Annotated in this window: 15 protein-coding genes; 1 reads left to right on the forward strand and 14 read right to left on the reverse strand. The window is 52.8% G+C overall.

Features of this window, described 5'->3' with window-relative positions:
• Positions 1 to 49 precede the first annotated feature (49 nt).
• From K1V27_RS00470 to K1V27_RS00485, 4 genes are all read right to left on the reverse strand, one after another.
• Entirely contained in the window at positions 50 to 1,330 is a 1,281-nt protein-coding gene (locus K1V27_RS00470; RefSeq protein WP_258927559.1) for a type I glyceraldehyde-3-phosphate dehydrogenase, read from the reverse strand.
• A gap of 133 nt (positions 1,331 to 1,463) precedes the next feature.
• Entirely contained in the window at positions 1,464 to 5,741 is a 4,278-nt protein-coding gene (locus K1V27_RS00475) for a PEP/pyruvate-binding domain-containing protein (protein ID WP_258927560.1), read from the reverse strand.
• Between the two features lie 120 nt (positions 5,742 to 5,861).
• Positions 5,862 to 6,287: a ribosomal protein S18-alanine N-acetyltransferase gene (gene rimI / locus K1V27_RS00480; protein ID WP_258927561.1), complete on the reverse strand. Its 426-nt coding sequence runs from the start codon at positions 6,285 to 6,287 to the stop codon at positions 5,862 to 5,864.
• A 115-nt stretch (positions 6,288 to 6,402) separates the two neighbouring features.
• Positions 6,403 to 6,846, reverse strand: coding sequence for a PTS sugar transporter subunit IIA (locus K1V27_RS00485; RefSeq protein ID WP_258927562.1), 444 nt, complete (start codon positions 6,844 to 6,846; stop codon positions 6,403 to 6,405).
• A gap of 509 nt (positions 6,847 to 7,355) precedes the next feature.
• On the opposite strand from K1V27_RS00485, the gene K1V27_RS00490 reads away from it, so the two are divergent.
• Entirely contained in the window at positions 7,356 to 7,856 is a 501-nt protein-coding gene (locus K1V27_RS00490) for a hypothetical protein (RefSeq protein ID WP_258927563.1), read from the forward strand.
• Positions 7,857 to 8,032: 176 nt separating this feature from the next.
• Here K1V27_RS00490 and rapZ read toward each other — a convergent pair whose 3' ends face one another.
• The 10 genes from rapZ to pyrG form a co-directional block, all read right to left on the reverse strand.
• On the reverse strand, positions 8,033 to 8,905 hold the full coding sequence (gene rapZ, locus K1V27_RS00495; protein WP_258927564.1) for an RNase adapter RapZ: 873 nt from the start codon (positions 8,903 to 8,905) through the stop codon (positions 8,033 to 8,035).
• Between the two features lie 256 nt (positions 8,906 to 9,161).
• Positions 9,162 to 9,623, reverse strand: a complete 462-nt coding sequence (locus K1V27_RS00500) for a PTS sugar transporter subunit IIA (RefSeq protein WP_258927565.1) — start codon at positions 9,621 to 9,623, stop codon at positions 9,162 to 9,164.
• Positions 9,624 to 9,783: 160 nt separating this feature from the next.
• Positions 9,784 to 10,326, reverse strand: coding sequence for a ribosome hibernation-promoting factor, HPF/YfiA family (hpf, locus tag K1V27_RS00505; RefSeq protein ID WP_258927566.1), 543 nt, complete (start codon positions 10,324 to 10,326; stop codon positions 9,784 to 9,786).
• Between the two features lie 159 nt (positions 10,327 to 10,485).
• On the reverse strand, positions 10,486 to 11,919 hold the full coding sequence (gene rpoN / locus K1V27_RS00510; protein ID WP_258927567.1) for an RNA polymerase factor sigma-54: 1,434 nt from the start codon (positions 11,917 to 11,919) through the stop codon (positions 10,486 to 10,488).
• Positions 11,920 to 11,938: 19 nt separating this feature from the next.
• Positions 11,939 to 12,682, reverse strand: coding sequence for an LPS export ABC transporter ATP-binding protein (gene lptB / locus K1V27_RS00515; RefSeq protein ID WP_258927568.1), 744 nt, complete (start codon positions 12,680 to 12,682; stop codon positions 11,939 to 11,941).
• 3 nt (positions 12,683 to 12,685) lie between these two features.
• Positions 12,686 to 13,303: a lipopolysaccharide transport periplasmic protein LptA gene (lptA, locus tag K1V27_RS00520; protein WP_258927569.1), complete on the reverse strand. Its 618-nt coding sequence runs from the start codon at positions 13,301 to 13,303 to the stop codon at positions 12,686 to 12,688.
• 133 nt (positions 13,304 to 13,436) lie between these two features.
• Complete coding sequence (gene lptC, locus K1V27_RS00525) at positions 13,437 to 14,009, reverse strand: LPS export ABC transporter periplasmic protein LptC (RefSeq protein ID WP_258927570.1); 573 nt, start codon at positions 14,007 to 14,009, stop codon at positions 13,437 to 13,439.
• Between the two features lie 151 nt (positions 14,010 to 14,160).
• Positions 14,161 to 14,715 carry a KdsC family phosphatase gene (locus K1V27_RS00530; RefSeq protein ID WP_258927571.1) on the reverse strand — a complete coding sequence of 185 codons (555 nt, stop codon included), beginning with the start codon at positions 14,713 to 14,715 and terminating at the stop codon, positions 14,161 to 14,163.
• A 14-nt stretch (positions 14,716 to 14,729) separates the two neighbouring features.
• On the reverse strand, positions 14,730 to 15,590 hold the full coding sequence (gene kdsA, locus K1V27_RS00535; protein ID WP_258927572.1) for a 3-deoxy-8-phosphooctulonate synthase: 861 nt from the start codon (positions 15,588 to 15,590) through the stop codon (positions 14,730 to 14,732).
• 10 nt (positions 15,591 to 15,600) lie between these two features.
• Positions 15,601 to 17,277 (reverse strand): CTP synthase, encoded by a 1,677-nt coding sequence (gene pyrG, locus K1V27_RS00540; protein WP_258927573.1) that lies wholly within the window; start codon positions 17,275 to 17,277, stop codon positions 15,601 to 15,603.
• Between the last annotated feature and the right edge of the window lie 180 nt (positions 17,278 to 17,457).

Genomic DNA, 17,457 nt, shown 5'->3' on the forward strand with positions numbered 1-17,457 from the left:
TCACACCCTGCCTGCAGAGCAGATATCCATCCGGGGCCAAGCCGCCACTTTAATGCTGCAACAGCCTGGCAAGGCTCACCGTCCGATCTCCCAGCATGTTGGTGTAGCTCCCCAGTTCATTGTCGTACCAGCCATAAATCACCGCCTGAGTCACGGGAATCTGCACCACCTTGCTCTGGGTGGGAATATCCAGTCTTTCCCCACCCTCGGCGATGCAAGCCTTCAGAATACGCTCGGTGTCGAATCGCACCGCTGCAGTCCGCGTATGATTCTCGTGCCCTTCAATCACTGCAGCCGCGCGCGGAAGACCAATGATGTCCGAAGAGACATTTTGCCCTTCGGAATACACCAGGTATCCGTCGGGATACTGTTCCGCAGCCGACTTGTAGATGTCGTTGATCTTCTCGCGACTGATGGGATCTCGCAGGCTCTCATCCTGGAACATCACCACCAGAATGATGAGGGAACCGGTAGTGACCGGTACTCGGACCGATTCCGCGATGAACCCGATGGTCTTCATTTCCGGGATCACCAGCGACAGGGCCTTGGCGGCGCCGGTTGTGGTCAGGATGATGTTGTTCATCACCGAACGGTTTTTCCGCAAATCAGTGGCCTTGGCTTTGGGCGCACGATCCAACACGGGCTGTGAACTGGTTGAGGCGTGCACCGTGGTCATGGAAGCCGACAAAATGCGCTCGGCGCCGAAGCAATCCAGCAACGGCTTCATCATATAGGCCAGGCACGTGGTGGTACAGGAAGCGGCGGAGACAATCACGTGCTTTTTGGGGTCATAATCGGCGTCATTGATTCCCATTATGGTTGTTATGGCATCCGAGGGCATGTCACGCCCCTTGTCCTTGATCTTAAAAGGAGCGGAAACGATGATCTTCTTGGCGCCGGCGGCCAAATGCCCGCGCACGGAGCCTTTTGGATTGTCCGGTGCAAGCGTCGGGTCAAGGAAAGCGCCGGTGGCGTCCACCACCAGTTCTACTCCCAAGTTACGCCAGCCGATATCAGCTGGATTGCGGTGTTGCCGCAAAAACCTCGCCTTGACTCCGTTAATGCGCATGCTGCCTTCGTCTTCATTGAGATCCTCTATGACTCTTTGTGCCCGGCAGCCGTACAGAAAAGCGCTCAAATTCCCGTAAGTCGAGTCTCGTTCCAAAAAGTGAGCAATATCCTGCAGGCTGGAGCCGACTTCACGGCCAATGTTGACGACCAGTTCAGAGAAATACTGACGTTCTGCATGATGCCAAATGGAGAGTTTGGCGATCCTTCCCAGACCGTTCAAACCAAGTTTCATCGGTACAAATTTTTCTTGCTTATCCATCGAACCCTCCTCCAAGCTCAGAGTGCTCAAAGAGACTCACCACGAGTCAGCAGCCTGAAGGCTGCGTACCAATTGGAGTTTTAAACCCAGCCAAAGTGGAATCTTCGCCTTTCGGCATATGCCGGTGAAAGATTCAGTACTCCACCACCGGCACATCCACCAGCTCCGTTTCATGATCGCCGAGGTAAATGGATCCGCTCCGCCCATCAATGGCAATCGTGTCTCCCGTATGGATGACCTGCCCATTGATGATACACTTTCGTTCCAACTCCCATACCCTCATTTTGCTGAAACCGACCACGCAGGTTTTGCCCAACCGGTGAGCCACGATTGCCGCATGGGAAGTCGCTCCACCCCTCCCGGTCAGGATGCCATCGGCAACGGAGATCTCGTGAATGTCGTCCGGAACGGTATCCGACCGGAGAAAAATGATGGCTTGGCCGACATACTGCTGGCGCAATCGTTGAATGGAATCCAAATCAAACGCCACCTTGCCGCACAGGGCTCCCCCGCTGACTCCGATGCCGCTGCCCACATAACTCGATTGAAGTTTATCGGAAATTCTGAATACCGGATAGACTCGTTTGATGCGCGGAGCCATATTTCGGGTCTGGAGTACATACAAGCCCTCTTCACTGCCGCCCTGGAAGGTGAACTCGATTTCCTGCGGCGCCCAGTTTTGCTTATAGATCAGGTTCTTGGCGATGTCCACCAGGCACTCGAAAACAGCAGGAAACAGCGATTCGAGCGAGTGTTCCTGGCGCTCGCCTTCTGCCAGACGCTGCCTTTCCGAAAGCGGTAAAGTTTCCACCAGCCCTCCGACCACATCCTCGCCCTGGTTGCCCAGAGTGAAGTCGCCGGTGGGATCAATTTCATCTTCGGAAGTCCAGGGATTATGAGTGAACATCACGCCGGCTCCGGATCGAGTATCCAGATTGCCGAACACCATCGCCTGGATGGTGACCGCAGTTCCCCAATCTTCCGACAGGCCCATGATTTCCCGATAGGTTTTGGCTTTGCCCGAATGCCAGGATTCCATGACCTGCCGTATGGCGATGAGAAGCTGTTCGCGCGGAGAATCGGAAAAATCAACCCCGTGGTTCTTGAGCGCATCCTTATACGCCAACGCCAGTTCGTGAATTTCCTGCGGGAGAAATTCGCGTTTCACCTGCCGCCCGAAGCGCTTCTTAAACCTGCGCATGATGGCATCAAATTCATCCCTCTGCATGCCGAAAGACATTCCCCAGGATTGCACAAAACGGCGATAGTTGTCCCAGGCGAACCAGGCCTCCCTGGTCTGTGCAATCAGTCCCTCCACGATCTTTTCATTGATGCCCACATTCAAGAAAGTGTTCATCATGCCCGGCATTGAAACGGCGGAGCCGCTGCGCACCGAGAGCAGCAGGGAGTTATTGGGACAGCCAAAGCATTTCCCCGATAACTGCTCCAGTTTCTTGATATGCGCCATCACGCGTTCTTCAAAATCTTCGCTGGCCTGAGAGAAACTTTCGATAACGCTTCGGCAACGGTAATATTCGGTGGTGATGACAAAAGCAGGGGGCACCTTGATGCCGATTGAGTGGAGATTGGCCAGGTTGTAGCCCTTGTTGCCGAGGTGGATGAGATCGTGGGTGAGATGATGCGGTCCATAGATATATGAAATCGTCTTTTCGGGATCGTAGCTGAGCAAAAGATCGAGCTTATCCGCACTCAGAACTTCCTTTTGCCCCGCCAGGGTGGTCAGAATGCTGGTGATGAAATGATCAAAATACTGGAGGCCGAAGGTCCTGGCTATGAGATCCCGCAGGAAGCTCTCAGACACCCGTTGTATTTTTTCCAGTTGAGTTTCACCGCGACTCTCACGGCGGTGTTTCGGCAGCAGGTTCTCCTGCCCCAACTGCTGTATGATCTGGTTGAGATTCGCCTCGTGCAGGGCGTTGTAGTTGGTCTGTATGATCTGCTGGATTGCTTCTGAGAAACCGCGGAATATATCCATGTACTGTGAGTGAGAAAAGCGCCGCACTTCAAGTGCCTTCTCGAAGAGCTCCGCCTGCAGCTCCAATCTGTTCGAAGTGATGCCATCGATTGCCAGAGCCTGCATAAACAGCGGGATGACCTTGGCGATCCTGAAAAAGTAGGCACGCGTGATGAAGCTCAGATCAAATGAGAAGATGATCTCCTCAAACAAAACATTGGCCAGGTTCTCCAGACGAAAAGTCAGTCCCAGAGCATCGAATTTAGGTTCGTTATACGAGCCGTACATGGATGGGATATCCACGGCGATGTGTCTCTTGTAATAAATGTTCTCGAGGATCTTCATCTTGCCCGGCGTGAGGATGACTTCCTTGAGCTCCATCAGGTAATCCAGAATAGCGCTCAGTTTGGTAAAGGCATCTTCACTTTCGAGCACTGCCAGGAGCTTGGAGGGATCGGGCAGACCGAGCTTGGCAGCACGTTCCAGATGGATATGTATGTCCTTGAAGCTTAAGGCGTATTTTTCGTGCAGCATCTGATACAGCTGAATGAACAGAAACGCACGCTGCCGCTCCCGATCCGATATGTTCGGAACCTCCTTGATCAGATCCCAGGCCTCCTCTTCGGACAAATCCAGAAGGTCTTTCACATGCGGGATACTGGTCTGCTCGAATATCCTGACAAAGATGCGGTGAATCTCATTGACCAGCGGTCCGGAAGTGGCGATGGCCCCAAAAATCTCCTGCGGTACGAGATTGCGCAAACGTGATTTGTCGAGTGTCCGCCAGAACTCGATGATGGCTTCCATGAAAGAAACAATGACATTGTTGCTTTCAACGTGGCTCTGCTTGCGGAGAAAATGGATCAGCCGATCGGCTCTTCCGGTCAGTTCGTCCACTTCGGTGGAAACCGAGCGCAGATTTCCTTCCGCACCGATTTCATTGAAATAGACTGGAAAAAGCTTGGTCAACTGCTTGACCAGATTGTACACCGGTCGAATCGGAGCATGCAGGAGCTCGCTCACATCCTTCTGGAACAAGTCGGTATCCCGCACATAAATTCCGCCCAGTGAAAGGTTTACGATAAGAGCTGAAAAAAGCGCTCTGGTCTTGGTCGGACTTTTCTTGATGATCTCCAGCCACACTCGGATATTCAGCAGGTGGGCAGAGTTCACTTCGACCTGCCAGTGCTGAGTGACTCCTCCAAGCTGGGGCGTCTGAAATCCCATGGCGATGATGCGTTTGATGAAAAAATCGATCAGTTCCCGTTCTTTTGTGTCGATCACCTCGAGGCCGATGGTTCGCACACACTGCAAAGCGGCTTCAGGGTAGTTTCGCATGCAGCCGTTCAAGACATCGAATACCTTCTTGAGGAAATCTCTCAATTCATCTCTCGGGCCTTCACGAATCCACTTTGCCACGTCGAAGTTGATTTCCCTCAAGGTCTCTTCGTGAATTCCCTCAAGGCCCCTGGTTTCCATGATCTTGAGTCGAGTCAAAACTCCCAGCTGCAGCGGATCGTTCGGATCTTCGCCGGCCTTCAACTGCTCGGGCAGTTTGAAGAAAAACCGAACAATCTCACGAAAATCAGGCAGTTCCGTCATGCGCCTGACGGCCTCCTTATGGTCCGGCTCGTTTTCCACTTCGCTCTGGAGCGTGCCCAAATAGCCCTGGAAGCGCTGATGAGTGATTGGAGCACAAACCGACTGCAGAAATCCGCTGGGTCCCCCTCCCGCCTGACGCACCAGCCATTCGCAGAAATCTTCCTTCTCCAGCCAAAAGCGGTAGGTCTTATGCGTCAGCCGATACAGCAATGATCGCAATTCACCAAAAGAGGCAGCATCCGGCCAGAGTTCCAACAGCTTCATGGCAAGACGTTTGGTTTGATAAAAGCTGCGCATGACACTCTCGAAAGGTGCTGCATCGAGCCTGCTCAACTCATTGAAATAGAACCGCACAATGCCCTGGTGGCAGGTGTCGATAGTTTCCGGATGCTGTCCAATTTGTTCGATTGTCTTGCCGGCAGGCATGGGTTTGCCGATTTCCTCGGGCATCTCATCAGCAATTTTCAACCAGAAAGCGAGCAGATGGTCGGCGGAGGTGCTGCGCACTTCGGCTCTCTCTGAATTCTTAAGCGCATCCAGAAAGATATGCGACAGTAGATAGATGACCAGTCCGTTTGAAGCATGGTTGCGATACATGCGCAGATTGGCAACAGCATAACGCCATGTTTCCTGAATGACAAATCCCCAATTGATATATTTGTGGTGATATTCGCGCAGCAACTCCCCGGCCTGCTGCTCTTTTCCAGCGTAACCCCGGACGGCTTCCTGCAGGACATTAAACAGGTGTGGCACGACCACTTCCACATTAGTCAGGTCAAGGTTCTTTGTGAGTGCCTCGGATTGTATCTGATCAAGTTCGATCAAACGATTCATGGATGATCCTTATGCGATTCGCCAAGCCAGGCGTTAAACGGCAGTCGAACAGTATTTCCCGCCCCGTCGGCTCAATTTGGCAGCCCGAGTGAAGGCGCCGGCGCCAAAGTCATTGGGACGCTACAGGTCCCGCTCCATTAGAATCGCGGATTCACCGGGACCATAATAGTCCGGGCGCGATCCCACGGCTCTAAATCCCAATGTCGTATAAAACCGTTGAGCCCCAAGATTACCTTGCCGGACTTCCAGTACAGCCACTGTCGCTCCCCTTAGGCTGCCGTAAAGCAAAGCCTCCGCGACCAGGCAGCGACCGATTCCTCTTCTCCGGCATGACCGGTGCACAGAAACATTAAGAATTTGAATTTCCTGTGCAACGTCCCAAAAGCAAATGTAGCCCATCAGGGGCATTTTCCTCTGCAACGCTCTGGCCACCAAAACGTGGGCATGAGGCCGCGTCAATTCCTCAAGAAAAAGTCCCTCACTCCAAGGGTCCGGCTGACTATCCCGTTCGATCGTCAATACCAAGGGAATGTCGCTGGCTGTCATGCGTTGCACAACCCATGTAAGGTCAGCCTCGCAGTTCCTGTGCATCCGTGCCCCTGAATTTTGATTGCGGCCATTGCTCAAGGGGGAGAGGAATTTTCCCTTTTCGGACAAGCCACTAGGAATGTGATTGATTTTGGCCGGAGCGTGCCAACACTTCGCTGGCCAGAGATATATGTCGTTTGCCATATTCCTTGATTATGGATGCGACTTCAGCGAGTGAGTCTGCTTCACGCAAACCGGCCAAGCGAATCAGCATGGGCAGATTCACCCCGCAAATCACTTCAACCCTGGGACCCACAAATGCCAGGCTGATGTTGGCGGGGGTACCGCCAAACAGATCCGTCAAAATCAATACTCCCTTGCCCTGATCAACTTCTTTTATGGCCCCTTTGAGCTGCTTTGTCATTTCTTCAACCGGTTGATGCATATCAAAGCAGATGGTCTTGCAATTGGGCAAGGTCCCTACAATGAGCTCGGCCACCCGCACCAGTTCAGAAGCCAGATCACAGTGCGATATCACAATGATGCCGATCAATTCTTTTCGCTCTTCTCTCGCCATCTCGAGTCTCACTCTCGCTATCCATCATGGATATTCCTGAGTGCCAGGCATGCAGTTCCCGCTTATTGGACCCACAATATTCTAACATAGTTTGAGTCCATGCGCTGACAAATAAAACCCGCCGCCTACACAGCCGGATTTCAGTAAGCGCCCCTTTGAGTCATTTTGATTGACTGTCAGCCATCAATATGATCATTCTTCCCATAAATCAACTGAAGCCAACCTTATCACTTGGTAGATATTATGGAGCGGAGATATCTCAAAATCCCGGCATGAGCCCCCAGGGCTCGTGGTTCGCCGTGGGGGCAGCTCCGTTGCTTGGCTGAAACAATCAGATTGAGCTGGAACAAGACTCGTCACAGGCCGTTTGAACCCACCAAACCTTCGACCACTGGCAATTTATGGTGCCTGAGAAAATGATTTTGGCGCCAAAAACACTATCTCGGAAGCTATAGAAATTGCATGGTGCTCACACCTGAGCCACCTTTCAGCTGCAAAAGGAGCAGGCTATGAAAAGACGCATCACATGGATGGCCGGCATCGCTTTTTCTGTCATGATACTACTGGGAGCAAGCACCGCTTTCGCCTCCCACAGGATCGTGATCCCCTATTCGTATGTAGGCGACGGATGGGATACTGTGCTCATAATCAGCAACACCTCCGGTGAGACTATCAATCCCATAATCTTCGTTCAAAACGGCGATGTCAGTGCTTGCAAGGCCCTGGACTCTTTGGAGGCAGGGCAGATGTTCGTCAGCACATTCGGCGCCATCACCGGGTGGAATGTCAGCCCGCCCATACCGGGTATCTTTCAGGTCTATATCACTGACAGTGGACTGGGGGAAACCGACGCCCCCTTCGGTGCAGCAGTCGCCATCAACAACTCCTCGTTCGGGGGCTTTGGATTTCAGCAGTTCATGTCTGAATACTCGGGAAGCGCAACGTTCATATGTGTCAATTTTATTCCTCCCATCATCCCTATCCCCATCCCCATCATACCCGGGTTTTGACACAGGCCGGCGCTGATCCGCAGTTCCCAGGATATAACCAGGTCAGGTGAAAAAGGCAGGGGCTTCGCCGCTCTGCCTTTTGGGCCTGATGCCGCAGCTGAACAGAGGGGAACACGCCAAGGCTGACTATTGATTATTCGGTAAAGGTCCAGGCGGAGCGGTGATGTTCGAGCCGTTCATTCCAAGTGAATATCTCGGTGAAAGGTATTGATGGGATAACCGTGTTGGCGCAATGCAGCGGCGACTTTTTCAGCGATGACCACAGAACGATGTTTGCCGCCGGTGCACCCCAGGGCAATGGTTAGATAGCGTTTGCCTTCCGTGGCGTAGGACGGGAACAATTTCAGCAGCAATGCGCTGTAGTCGGCAATCAATTCCTGCACGGCGGGCCACTGCATCACCCACGCCTGTACGGCAGGCGAACATCCGTCCTGATGCCTCAACTCCTCCACAAAATAAGGATTGGGGAGAAATCTAACATCCATGACCATATCGGACTCAAACGGCAAGCCATACTTGAATCCGAACGAGAGCACCTGAATACTCATCCTGCCGTTGACTGACACCAGCCCGTAGGATCGGGTTATGAACGCCTTCAGTTGATGCACGGAATAATTGCTCGTGTCCAGTATGCGCGTGGCTCGAGCTCGCAGTGCCTTGAGCTGTGCGCGTTCCTCGTGGATGGCATCGAGCAGGACGGAATCGGACGTGGTGGCAGGGTGCACCCGGCGGGTTTGGCTGAAGCGCCTCTGCAATACGTCGGTGCTTGCCTCCAGAAACAAGATTTCCAAACGATATCCGGAATCATCGAATGACTTGAATATCTTATCGTAGTCCTTAAGGAATTTGCGCTCTCTGATATCGATTCCCAGAGCAATTTTGCACAGATCGGGCATATCCTTTTGAAAAAGAGACAACAAATCGGGCAGAAGCGGGACCGGCAGGTTATCGATGCAAAAGTAATCCAGGTCCTCAAATGCCTTAATGGCCGTGCTCTTGCCTGAGCCGGAAAGCCCTGTGACCACTACAACATGAACTTTTCTTTGCATCGCATGCTCATCCGTTGGGTTGGCTGTTCTTCGACCTGAAAATTTACCCGAAAAACTCACAATATACTGTAAAAATTTTATGCTTATAGGTACTTACCGGTATTTCATGTTGCGCCATGTGCTTGCAGGGCATGGAGGTCAGTCGGAAAAACACCGGACACCAGTGGAATATGGGAGGGATCGCGGATTGACATTGTGCTGATGCCAAACCGGAGGGCACAGACCGCCGAGACATCAACGGGAGACGATAAGTTGATCAAAAGTCTTCATCTTCCAATTGAATGATGGAATAAACTTCCTCACGACCCTGAACATTCCCGAGCTTCTTCCTTACGGTTCCATTTTTGAGCAGCCTGGCTATTTTCGCAAGGGCTCGCAGGTGGATTCCGGCACAATTCTCCGGAGCTACCAGGAGGAAGAAAAGATGCACCGGTTTGCCGTCCATCGATTCAAAATCCACACCCTGAGTCGAGCGTCCGAACGAGAGCACTAATTGGTCCAGATCCCTCATCTTTCCGTGGGGGATGGCTATTCCATCCCCGATGCCGGTGCTTCCCAATCGCTCTCTTTCAAGCAAAACAGTCATCAGCCGATCCCGATCAAGGTGTGGCTTATGCTGCAACAGCGCGTCGATGAGTTCCTCCAGCACCTGTTTTTTGGTTCTCCCCTGGAGCTCAGGAATAATCGATTCTTTAGCGAGTATGTCCAATATCTTCATTGAAATCTTCTCATTCTTTCCAATCTCTTCTTGCTCGAATCAGCGAACGGATCGGCACAAAAAGTATGGGGCGATCACTCACCGCCACCGACAAAACGGTGTGCCCCGCCCCTTAGCATCAATAATCGAAAAGATTCATTCGCCCATTAGCATAACCGCATCATGCCATGGTCTCAATGAGGCCGTAATTGCCATCTTTTCGACGATACAATACATTAATGCTGTTGGTATGGCGGTTGGTGAACACCATGAATTCTCCGTTGGAAAGATCCAACTGCATGACGGCTTCATCGAGATCCATGGGCTTGGCGTAAACCTGTTCCGTTCTTATTACCCGAGCTTCCCGATCAATCCGGACCTCGTCGCTGCCCTCCGCGGCCATTGCCGCAGCAACCTCCCTGGTCGAGTTGGTGGATTTTCTGCCGCGAAATTTTTCTTTATTTTTTCTGACCTGTGCCTCTATGGTATCCGCCAGCGAGTCGATGGCGGAGTACATGTCATCCGTTTCTTCGGAACCTTTGAATCCCATGCCATTGGCTTTGATGGTCGCTTCTGCAATGTGCCGAAATTTCTCCACGGTGAGAACCACATGCGCTTCAATGGGCTCCTCAACATGTTTCTTGATTCTCGAAATCTTGTCTTCCGCGTATTCCTTCAAGGCCGCTGACGGCTCGATATGGCGAAAAGTCACACTGATCTGCATTCTTGTTATCCTCCGTTGTTGTCTATTGGCGGCTCTCTATCCGTTTGCTGCGTTCCTGGGTGTCTATCTGGAAATCCACTGTGAGTTTAAGTGACGCATACCCGGACCGGGTGATTTCATAAAACGGAAACCCTGCGCCGCAAGATTCACGAACACAGCCTAACTTCCCCAAAATGTCTTCCTGCGCTTATTGGACGGCAAAATGCCCAGCATCTCCCGATACTTGGCCACTGTGCGCCGGGCGATATTGACGTTCTCTTTTTTCAAGATAGACACGATTTCTTTATCACTGAATGGCTTGGCTGTATCCTCCTCACGGACGATTTGCCGGATTCTATCCTTAACGCTCTCAGAGGCCACCGCTTCACCCAAAACGCTATTTATGGAGCTGTTGAAAAAATATTTCAACTCAAAAATCCCATGCGGCGTATGCATGTATTTGTTGGACGTCACACGACTGATGGTGGACTCGTGCATCCCCACGTCATCGGCAACATCTCTCAACACCATCGGCTTGAGATTGGCAACCCCCCTTTCAAAAAACTCGTGCTGCAGTTTGATGATGCTCTGTGTCACTTTGTAGAGAGTCCGCTGACGCTGGTGAATGCTCTTGATCAGCCAGGCAGCAGAGCGCAGCTTGGTTTGAATGTAGTCCTTCGCATCGGATCCCAACTGCGCGTCCTGGCTCAGGGCATCCTTGTAATATGAACTTACCTTGAGCTTTGGCATGCCGTCTTCATTGAGCAAAATCACGAACTCGCCGTCGATCTTTAGAACATAGACATCCGGGCTGATATACTGCACGGACTCATCGCTGAACGCGCTGCCGGGACGCGGATCAAGACTGAGGATGACCTCAATAGCACGTTTAACCTCCTCGGGCGAACGCTTGACGGCACGGACCAGTGCCTGATAATTCTTGCTTTCCAGGAAGTGAAGATGATCTTCAATGATGCGAATGACCAGATCGTCCTGTGGTTCCAGGCTGTTCGCCTGGATCAACAGACACTCGCGCAGATCCCGGGCAGCCACGCCGATCGGGTCGAATACCTGGATTCTTGCCAGCACCCCGGCCACCTCATCGACCCCCACTTCCCCCATCGTGGCAATTTCTTCGAGGGTTGCCTCCAAATATCCATCGCGATTGAGGTTGCCGATGATATAGGAGCCGATCTCTTTTTCAGCCTCGCTCATATCGGACAGTCTCAGCTGCCAGATGAGATGATTTTCCAGCGATGCCGGCAGGGTGAGCTTATGATCGTAGGAGGGCCATTCTTTATTGGGGTCCCGTTCGATCAGCACGGGGGTGCTGGTATTGTATTCTTCAAGGTATGATTCCCAGTCGAAATCCTCACGCATTTTTTCTGAAATCTCTACTTCCTGGAAGGATTCTTCAGGAGCGACCTCCGCCTTCTCGGCCTCATTCACTTCATCCTGCACCTCTTCCAGCATAGGATTCGCCTCGAGCTCCTGATTGATCGTTTCCAGGAGCTCCAGTCGCGACAGCTGAAGCAGCTTGATTGCCTGCTGCAACTGAGGAGTCATGATGAGTTGCTGGGTTAGTTTTAACTGTTGCCTCAGCTCAAGAGCCATGCTTCGTTCCTAGCCTAAACTACGATAAACTGAATTGATCTCCCAGGTAAGTCCTTTTGGCCAGATCACTGTTGGCAATGCTGACCGGATCTCCCGCCTCAAGGATTCTCCCTTCGTGCATGATGTAAGCCCAGTCGCACACTTTGAGAGTCTCTCGAACGTTATGATCGGAGATGAGCACGCCAATTCCCTTGTCTCTCAACGATCGTATGAGTCCTTGAATTTCGATGACCGCAATCGGGTCGATTCCCGCAAACGGCTCATCCAGCAGGATAAAGCTGGGCCGGGTTACCAAAGCCCGGCTGATTTCAACCCGTCTTCTTTCTCCTCCTGACAGTCGGTCGGCCTTGTTTTTCGCCAGATGCGTGATATTGAGATCCGCCAACAATTCCTTCAGCCGCAACCGCCGCTCCTGCTTGCCGATATCAAGCGTTTCCAGAATCGCGAGAATGTTTTGTTCAACGGTCAGTTTGCGAAAAACTGACGGTTCCTGCGACAAATAGGTGATTCCCTTGCGGGCTCGCCGATACATCGGCACCTGCAGAATGTTTTCACCATTGAGCAGCACCGCTCCGGCGTCGGGTCGAATGATACCGACCACGCTGTAAAAGGTTGTCGATTTGCCGGCCCCGTTGGGTCCGAGCAATCCGACAATTTGTCCCGGGTGAACCTCCAAGCTCACCTGATCGACAACCCGGCGGCCCTGGTAGGTTTTCACCAGATCCCGCACTTCAAGCTTTTTCCCCGCAGTATCAGCCGGCAAGCTCTACTGCTCCGTCTGCTCGGGATACAGCACCGCATGAACCGGATTGTCCTGCCCCCCTTCCACAACCGTGCGCTGTTCCGGCAAATACAACGTGATCAAACGTCCTTTGATGGTGTCCTGGCCCTGGCTGAACTGAGGTTTACCCATCAAAACGATCTTCTGCTGATTGTGATAATAGACCGCCTTATCCGCCGTAGCGATCTTGTTCTGCTGGGAAATTCGGACATCGCCTTCCACTTCGATCCTGTCAATGCGGTCCGCTTTACTCGATGCCGAACTCTGATCGGCGGCGTTACCCGTATACACCCTCATCTTTTTGCCGGTAATGGTCAAATCCTTCTGCTGTACCACCACATGCCCCTCAAACAGGACAACCTTGGCCTTTTGGTCCACTTCCATGCGGTCGCTGGCAATTTGGATCGGCGCGTCACTCTGCAGCAAACCCTGCTGTCCTGCGGCACTTCCCCTGGGCGGTTGCGATTTTTCCGCCGCGTGGCCGGCTACGCCGAGGAAACCAAGCACACAGCACATCAACAGATAGGTCAGCCATATCCCTGCGGGCGGACGCATTCTCCTGCCGATCGATTTCCTGTGATTGCACTCTCCAAAGTTTATCATTGTGCCTACCTAATCTCGCACTTCCCGATACCTTGCCGGGAACCTGCCCGAGAATTCCCTCTCCCCCGAGGGGGAAGCATCTCCCATTCTCGGACAAGCTCCCGGGGCATCTTGTATTGTGCTGTTCAGGGCTTCATTTGTCAGGCGTCAGGGCCAGCGTCGCCTGCACCCGCCCTTCCAGCGAAGCACGCCGCGCGGGTATGTCATATTTCCAATGCCTGCCCTTCAAGCTGAGATCCGGTCCAGTGACCAAAATCGATGTCTCCGACGATATCAAACTCTGTTCATGATGATAGGTTGCTTTTTCGCTCGACATCTCATAGCCGTTGGGAAATACGGCGTGCACTTTACCCCACAATTCGATGTCTTTGCTTCCCGCGTGCAGAACCCCCTGGCTGCTTTCCAACTGGATCTTCTCCCCATCCTGGAGGAAAAATTGCAGGCGCACCCTGGACAGCGCCGTTTTCTGGTCGTCTTGGTAGTATTTCGCCTCCTCAGCTTTTAACGTCCAAGCCCGGCGGCCTCTTTCCATTTCGGTGTATTCCATATCCGTGAGCTTCATCTCTGCATCGGAGGCTTCGTCAAGGGCGGTTGTCTGCCGCTCTTTCTGACTCTTCTCTTTCCAAGTGCCTCTTACCGCTAACCCAGCAACCAGCAGCACGCAGCCTAACACAGAAAACCATACGATTTTCTTTGAAAACTTCATCAAATGAGGGCCTCTGGCAATGGCTTAACGGCATCGAAGGCGTGTATGCGCCCGTGGACTGCATATTTTTTCATAGTCAAATTAAGTAATTAAGCTCACAAAAATCATAACATGCAAAAGCTCTGCCTGTAAAGGCATTAACAGCCGGGCATCATGTGAATTCGCGCAAATAGCGCTCAGTTACACGCTCCCAACGACCCTGAGCCTGCAGGATCAGTTCGCAGATTTCCCGGCAGGCACCCCGCCCGCCGGGCGCTTTGGTGACGTAATGGGCAAACGGCAGCACATGCCGGCTGGCGTTGGGTACAGCCACCGCCCAGCCCACTCGACGCATAACAGGGATATCGATGAGATCGTCTCCGACAAAGCCAACCTCTTCATCCTTCAAACCCGTCTCCAAAAGAATTTTCTCATACGCTTCCAGTTTGCGCTTAACATCCTGATAGACCCTTTTGATTCCAAGGGCCGCTGCGCGATGTTCCACAGCTCGGCAATAGCGGCCGGTTATCAACGCCGTTTCGACCCCGCCGGCCCTTTGCAGCAGTTTCAGACCATGCCCGTCCTGTACATCGAATTCCTTGAGCTCCGAACCGTCATCGAGATAAATGATGCGCCCGTCAGTCAAGACTCCGTCCACATCAAAAATCATCATGCGGATGGGCAAAATTCTCTCGATGAGCTTTTTGTCCACACTTTCCGGCGACATAACCGCTCCCATTTTCACTGCGCCCTCGAACGGCAGGCATGAGGCATCTGCTGTGGGATGCCTTCCCGCACCATGGCGTAAATGTCGGCGAGCATCTCCAAAAGAGCAGGCACGCTGGAAAGCGCTATAGAATTTGGACCGTCGCACAGCGCCACATCAGGATTTACGTGCATTTCCACAAATATACCGTGGGCTCCGGCGGCCAGGGCAGCGCATGCGAGCGGCTGCACAAACTGCCGCTCTCCGCCGGATGAAGCACCCCTGCCACCGGGCAGCTGCACACTGTGGGTGGCATCAAACACAACCGGGTACCCGGTTTCCGTCATGATCGGGATGGATCGCATGTCCACCACCAGATTATTGTATCCGAATTGGGTCCCACGCTCGGTGAGTAAAATTTTATTATTGCCTGTCTGAGAGACTTTCTGCACCACCTGCCGCATATCCCACGGCGCCAGAAATTGACCTTTCTTGATGTTAACGGGTTTAGCGCTCTTGCCCGCGGCCACCAGCAGATCCGTCTGGCGAACCAAAAACGCCGGAATTTGCAGAACATCCACCACATCCTTTGCCTGTTCGACTTCCTCGATACTGTGCACATCCGTCAAAACGGGCATGTTCAATTTCTCTCTGACCCGCGCAAGAACCTCCAGCCCCGCCTTGATCCCGGGACCGCGATACGATTGGATCGACGTGCGGTTGGCTTTGTCGTAGGAGCTCTTGAAAATACAGGGGATTGCCAACCGTGCACAGGTCTCCTGCAGAAACCCGGCAACCGTCATTGCCAGCTCTTCACTCTCGATCACGCACGGTCCGCCGATCACAAAGAACCGGTCGTGCCCGATTGTCTGCCCCAGCACTTTAAAGCCAGCCATTATCGCCTCCTCAACAGGCGTGCTCAGCAGATTGAAATTTTTCCGGATGTTTGGCGCGGGCCTGCTCCAGGCAGCTTTTCACAAATGCTTTGAAAATTGGATGGGGCTCCATGGGGCGAGACTTGAACTCGGGATGGAACTGGCAACCCAGAAACCAGGGGTGATCACCAAGCTCGATGATTTCCACAAGCTTTTTGTCGGGAGAAAGGCCGGTAAAGCGCATGCCGCTTTCGGCCAAGACCTCCCGATACTCATTGTTGAACTCGTAACGGTGGCGATGCCGCTCGGAAATTTCCACGCATTGGTAGGCATCATGGGCATAACCTTCGGCTTCGAGCATGCAAGGATAGGCACCAAGCCGCATGGTGCCTCCGTAATCAGCGGTCTCATCGCGGCGAATCGGCCGGTCATTTTTGTAATCGAACCATTCCCGCATCAGGTAAATCACCGGATGCGGCGTGTGCTTATCAAACTCCATGCTGTGGGCCCTGTCCAATCCGGCAACATGGCGTGCGAACTCGACGGTGGCCAACTGCATGCCCAGGCAAATGCCCAGAAAGGGAATCTTCTTTTCCCGGGCATATTGAATGGCCTTGATTTTGCCTTCAACCCCGCGCTCTCCGAAGCCGCCCGGCACCAAAATGCCATCGGCCCCCTCGATCAACGCCTCTCCCCCCTCCTTCTCAACGTTTTCCGAATCCACATAGTCCAGCACCACCCTGGCGCTGTGCGCTGCGCCCCCATGCACCAACGCTTCATTCAAACTCTTGTAAGACTCTTTGAGGTCGATATATTTACCAACAATAGCGATGTGCGTCTCTTGTACGGGGTGTTTGATCTTATCCACCAAAGCGGCCCAATGATCCAGGATCGGTCCTCGGGTCCAAATGTTCAGCAAACGGACAATCTTCTCATCCAGTCCTTCCTGATGGAACAGCAACGGAACCTCGTAGATGCACTCCACGTCTTTGGCGGTGATCACGGCGTCGGGTTCCACGTTGCAGAAGTGGGCAATCTTGGCTTTGATCTCCCGGGAGAGGAATTTTTCCGTGCGGCAGAGTAAAATGTCGGGCTGGATGCCGATGCCTCGCAGTTCTTTCACACTGTGCTGGGTGGGTTTGGTTTTGACTTCCCCGGCGGTTTTCATGTAGGGGACCAGGGTAACGTGAATGTAAACGACGTTCTCTCGCCCCACATCGTTTCTAAATTGCCGAATGGCTTCCAGAAAAGGCAGACTTTCGATGTCACCTACAGTACCCCCTATCTCCACGATCACGAGATCCACCCCGTCGACCGCACTGCGGATGCAGGCTTTGATTTCGTCGGTGACATGAGGAATGACCTGTACCGTTCCTCCCAGGTAATCCCCTCTGCGTTCCTTCTTGATCACCGAGTAGTAGATCCCCCCTGATGTGTAGTTGTTTTTCTTGGTCATACGGGCATGAGTGAACCGTTCATAATGACCCAAATCCAAATCCGTTTCGGCCCCGTCGTCGGTTACGTAGACTTCACCGTGTTGAAAGGGATTCATGGTTCCGGGATCTACATTGATGTAAGGATCGAGCTTCTGGATGGTGACCCGCAGACCGCGGCTCTCCATCAGCGCTCCGATGGAAGCTGCAGCCAGACCTTTGCCCAGCGATGAAAGAACTCCACCCGTGATAAAAATAAATTTTGCCTGACGCAAAACGGTACCCCTTGTTCTATTTGAAAGCGGTGATATCGAATCCAAACCCCTTCACCGGTGCTATGCCGCGCAGCCCGCCACCCGCACTTCAGGCTTGCCGTTCCTTCGACCGCGGCGACGCACCAGGAGTGTTCATGGATCCATTCGAAGGTGTGGGCCTTCAGCCCGACGCAGTATGCG

Source organism: Desulfoferrobacter suflitae (assembly GCF_022603395.1).
In the GTDB taxonomy this organism is placed as follows: Bacteria; Desulfobacterota; Syntrophobacteria; order Syntrophobacterales; family Syntrophobacteraceae; genus Desulfoferrobacter; species Desulfoferrobacter suflitae.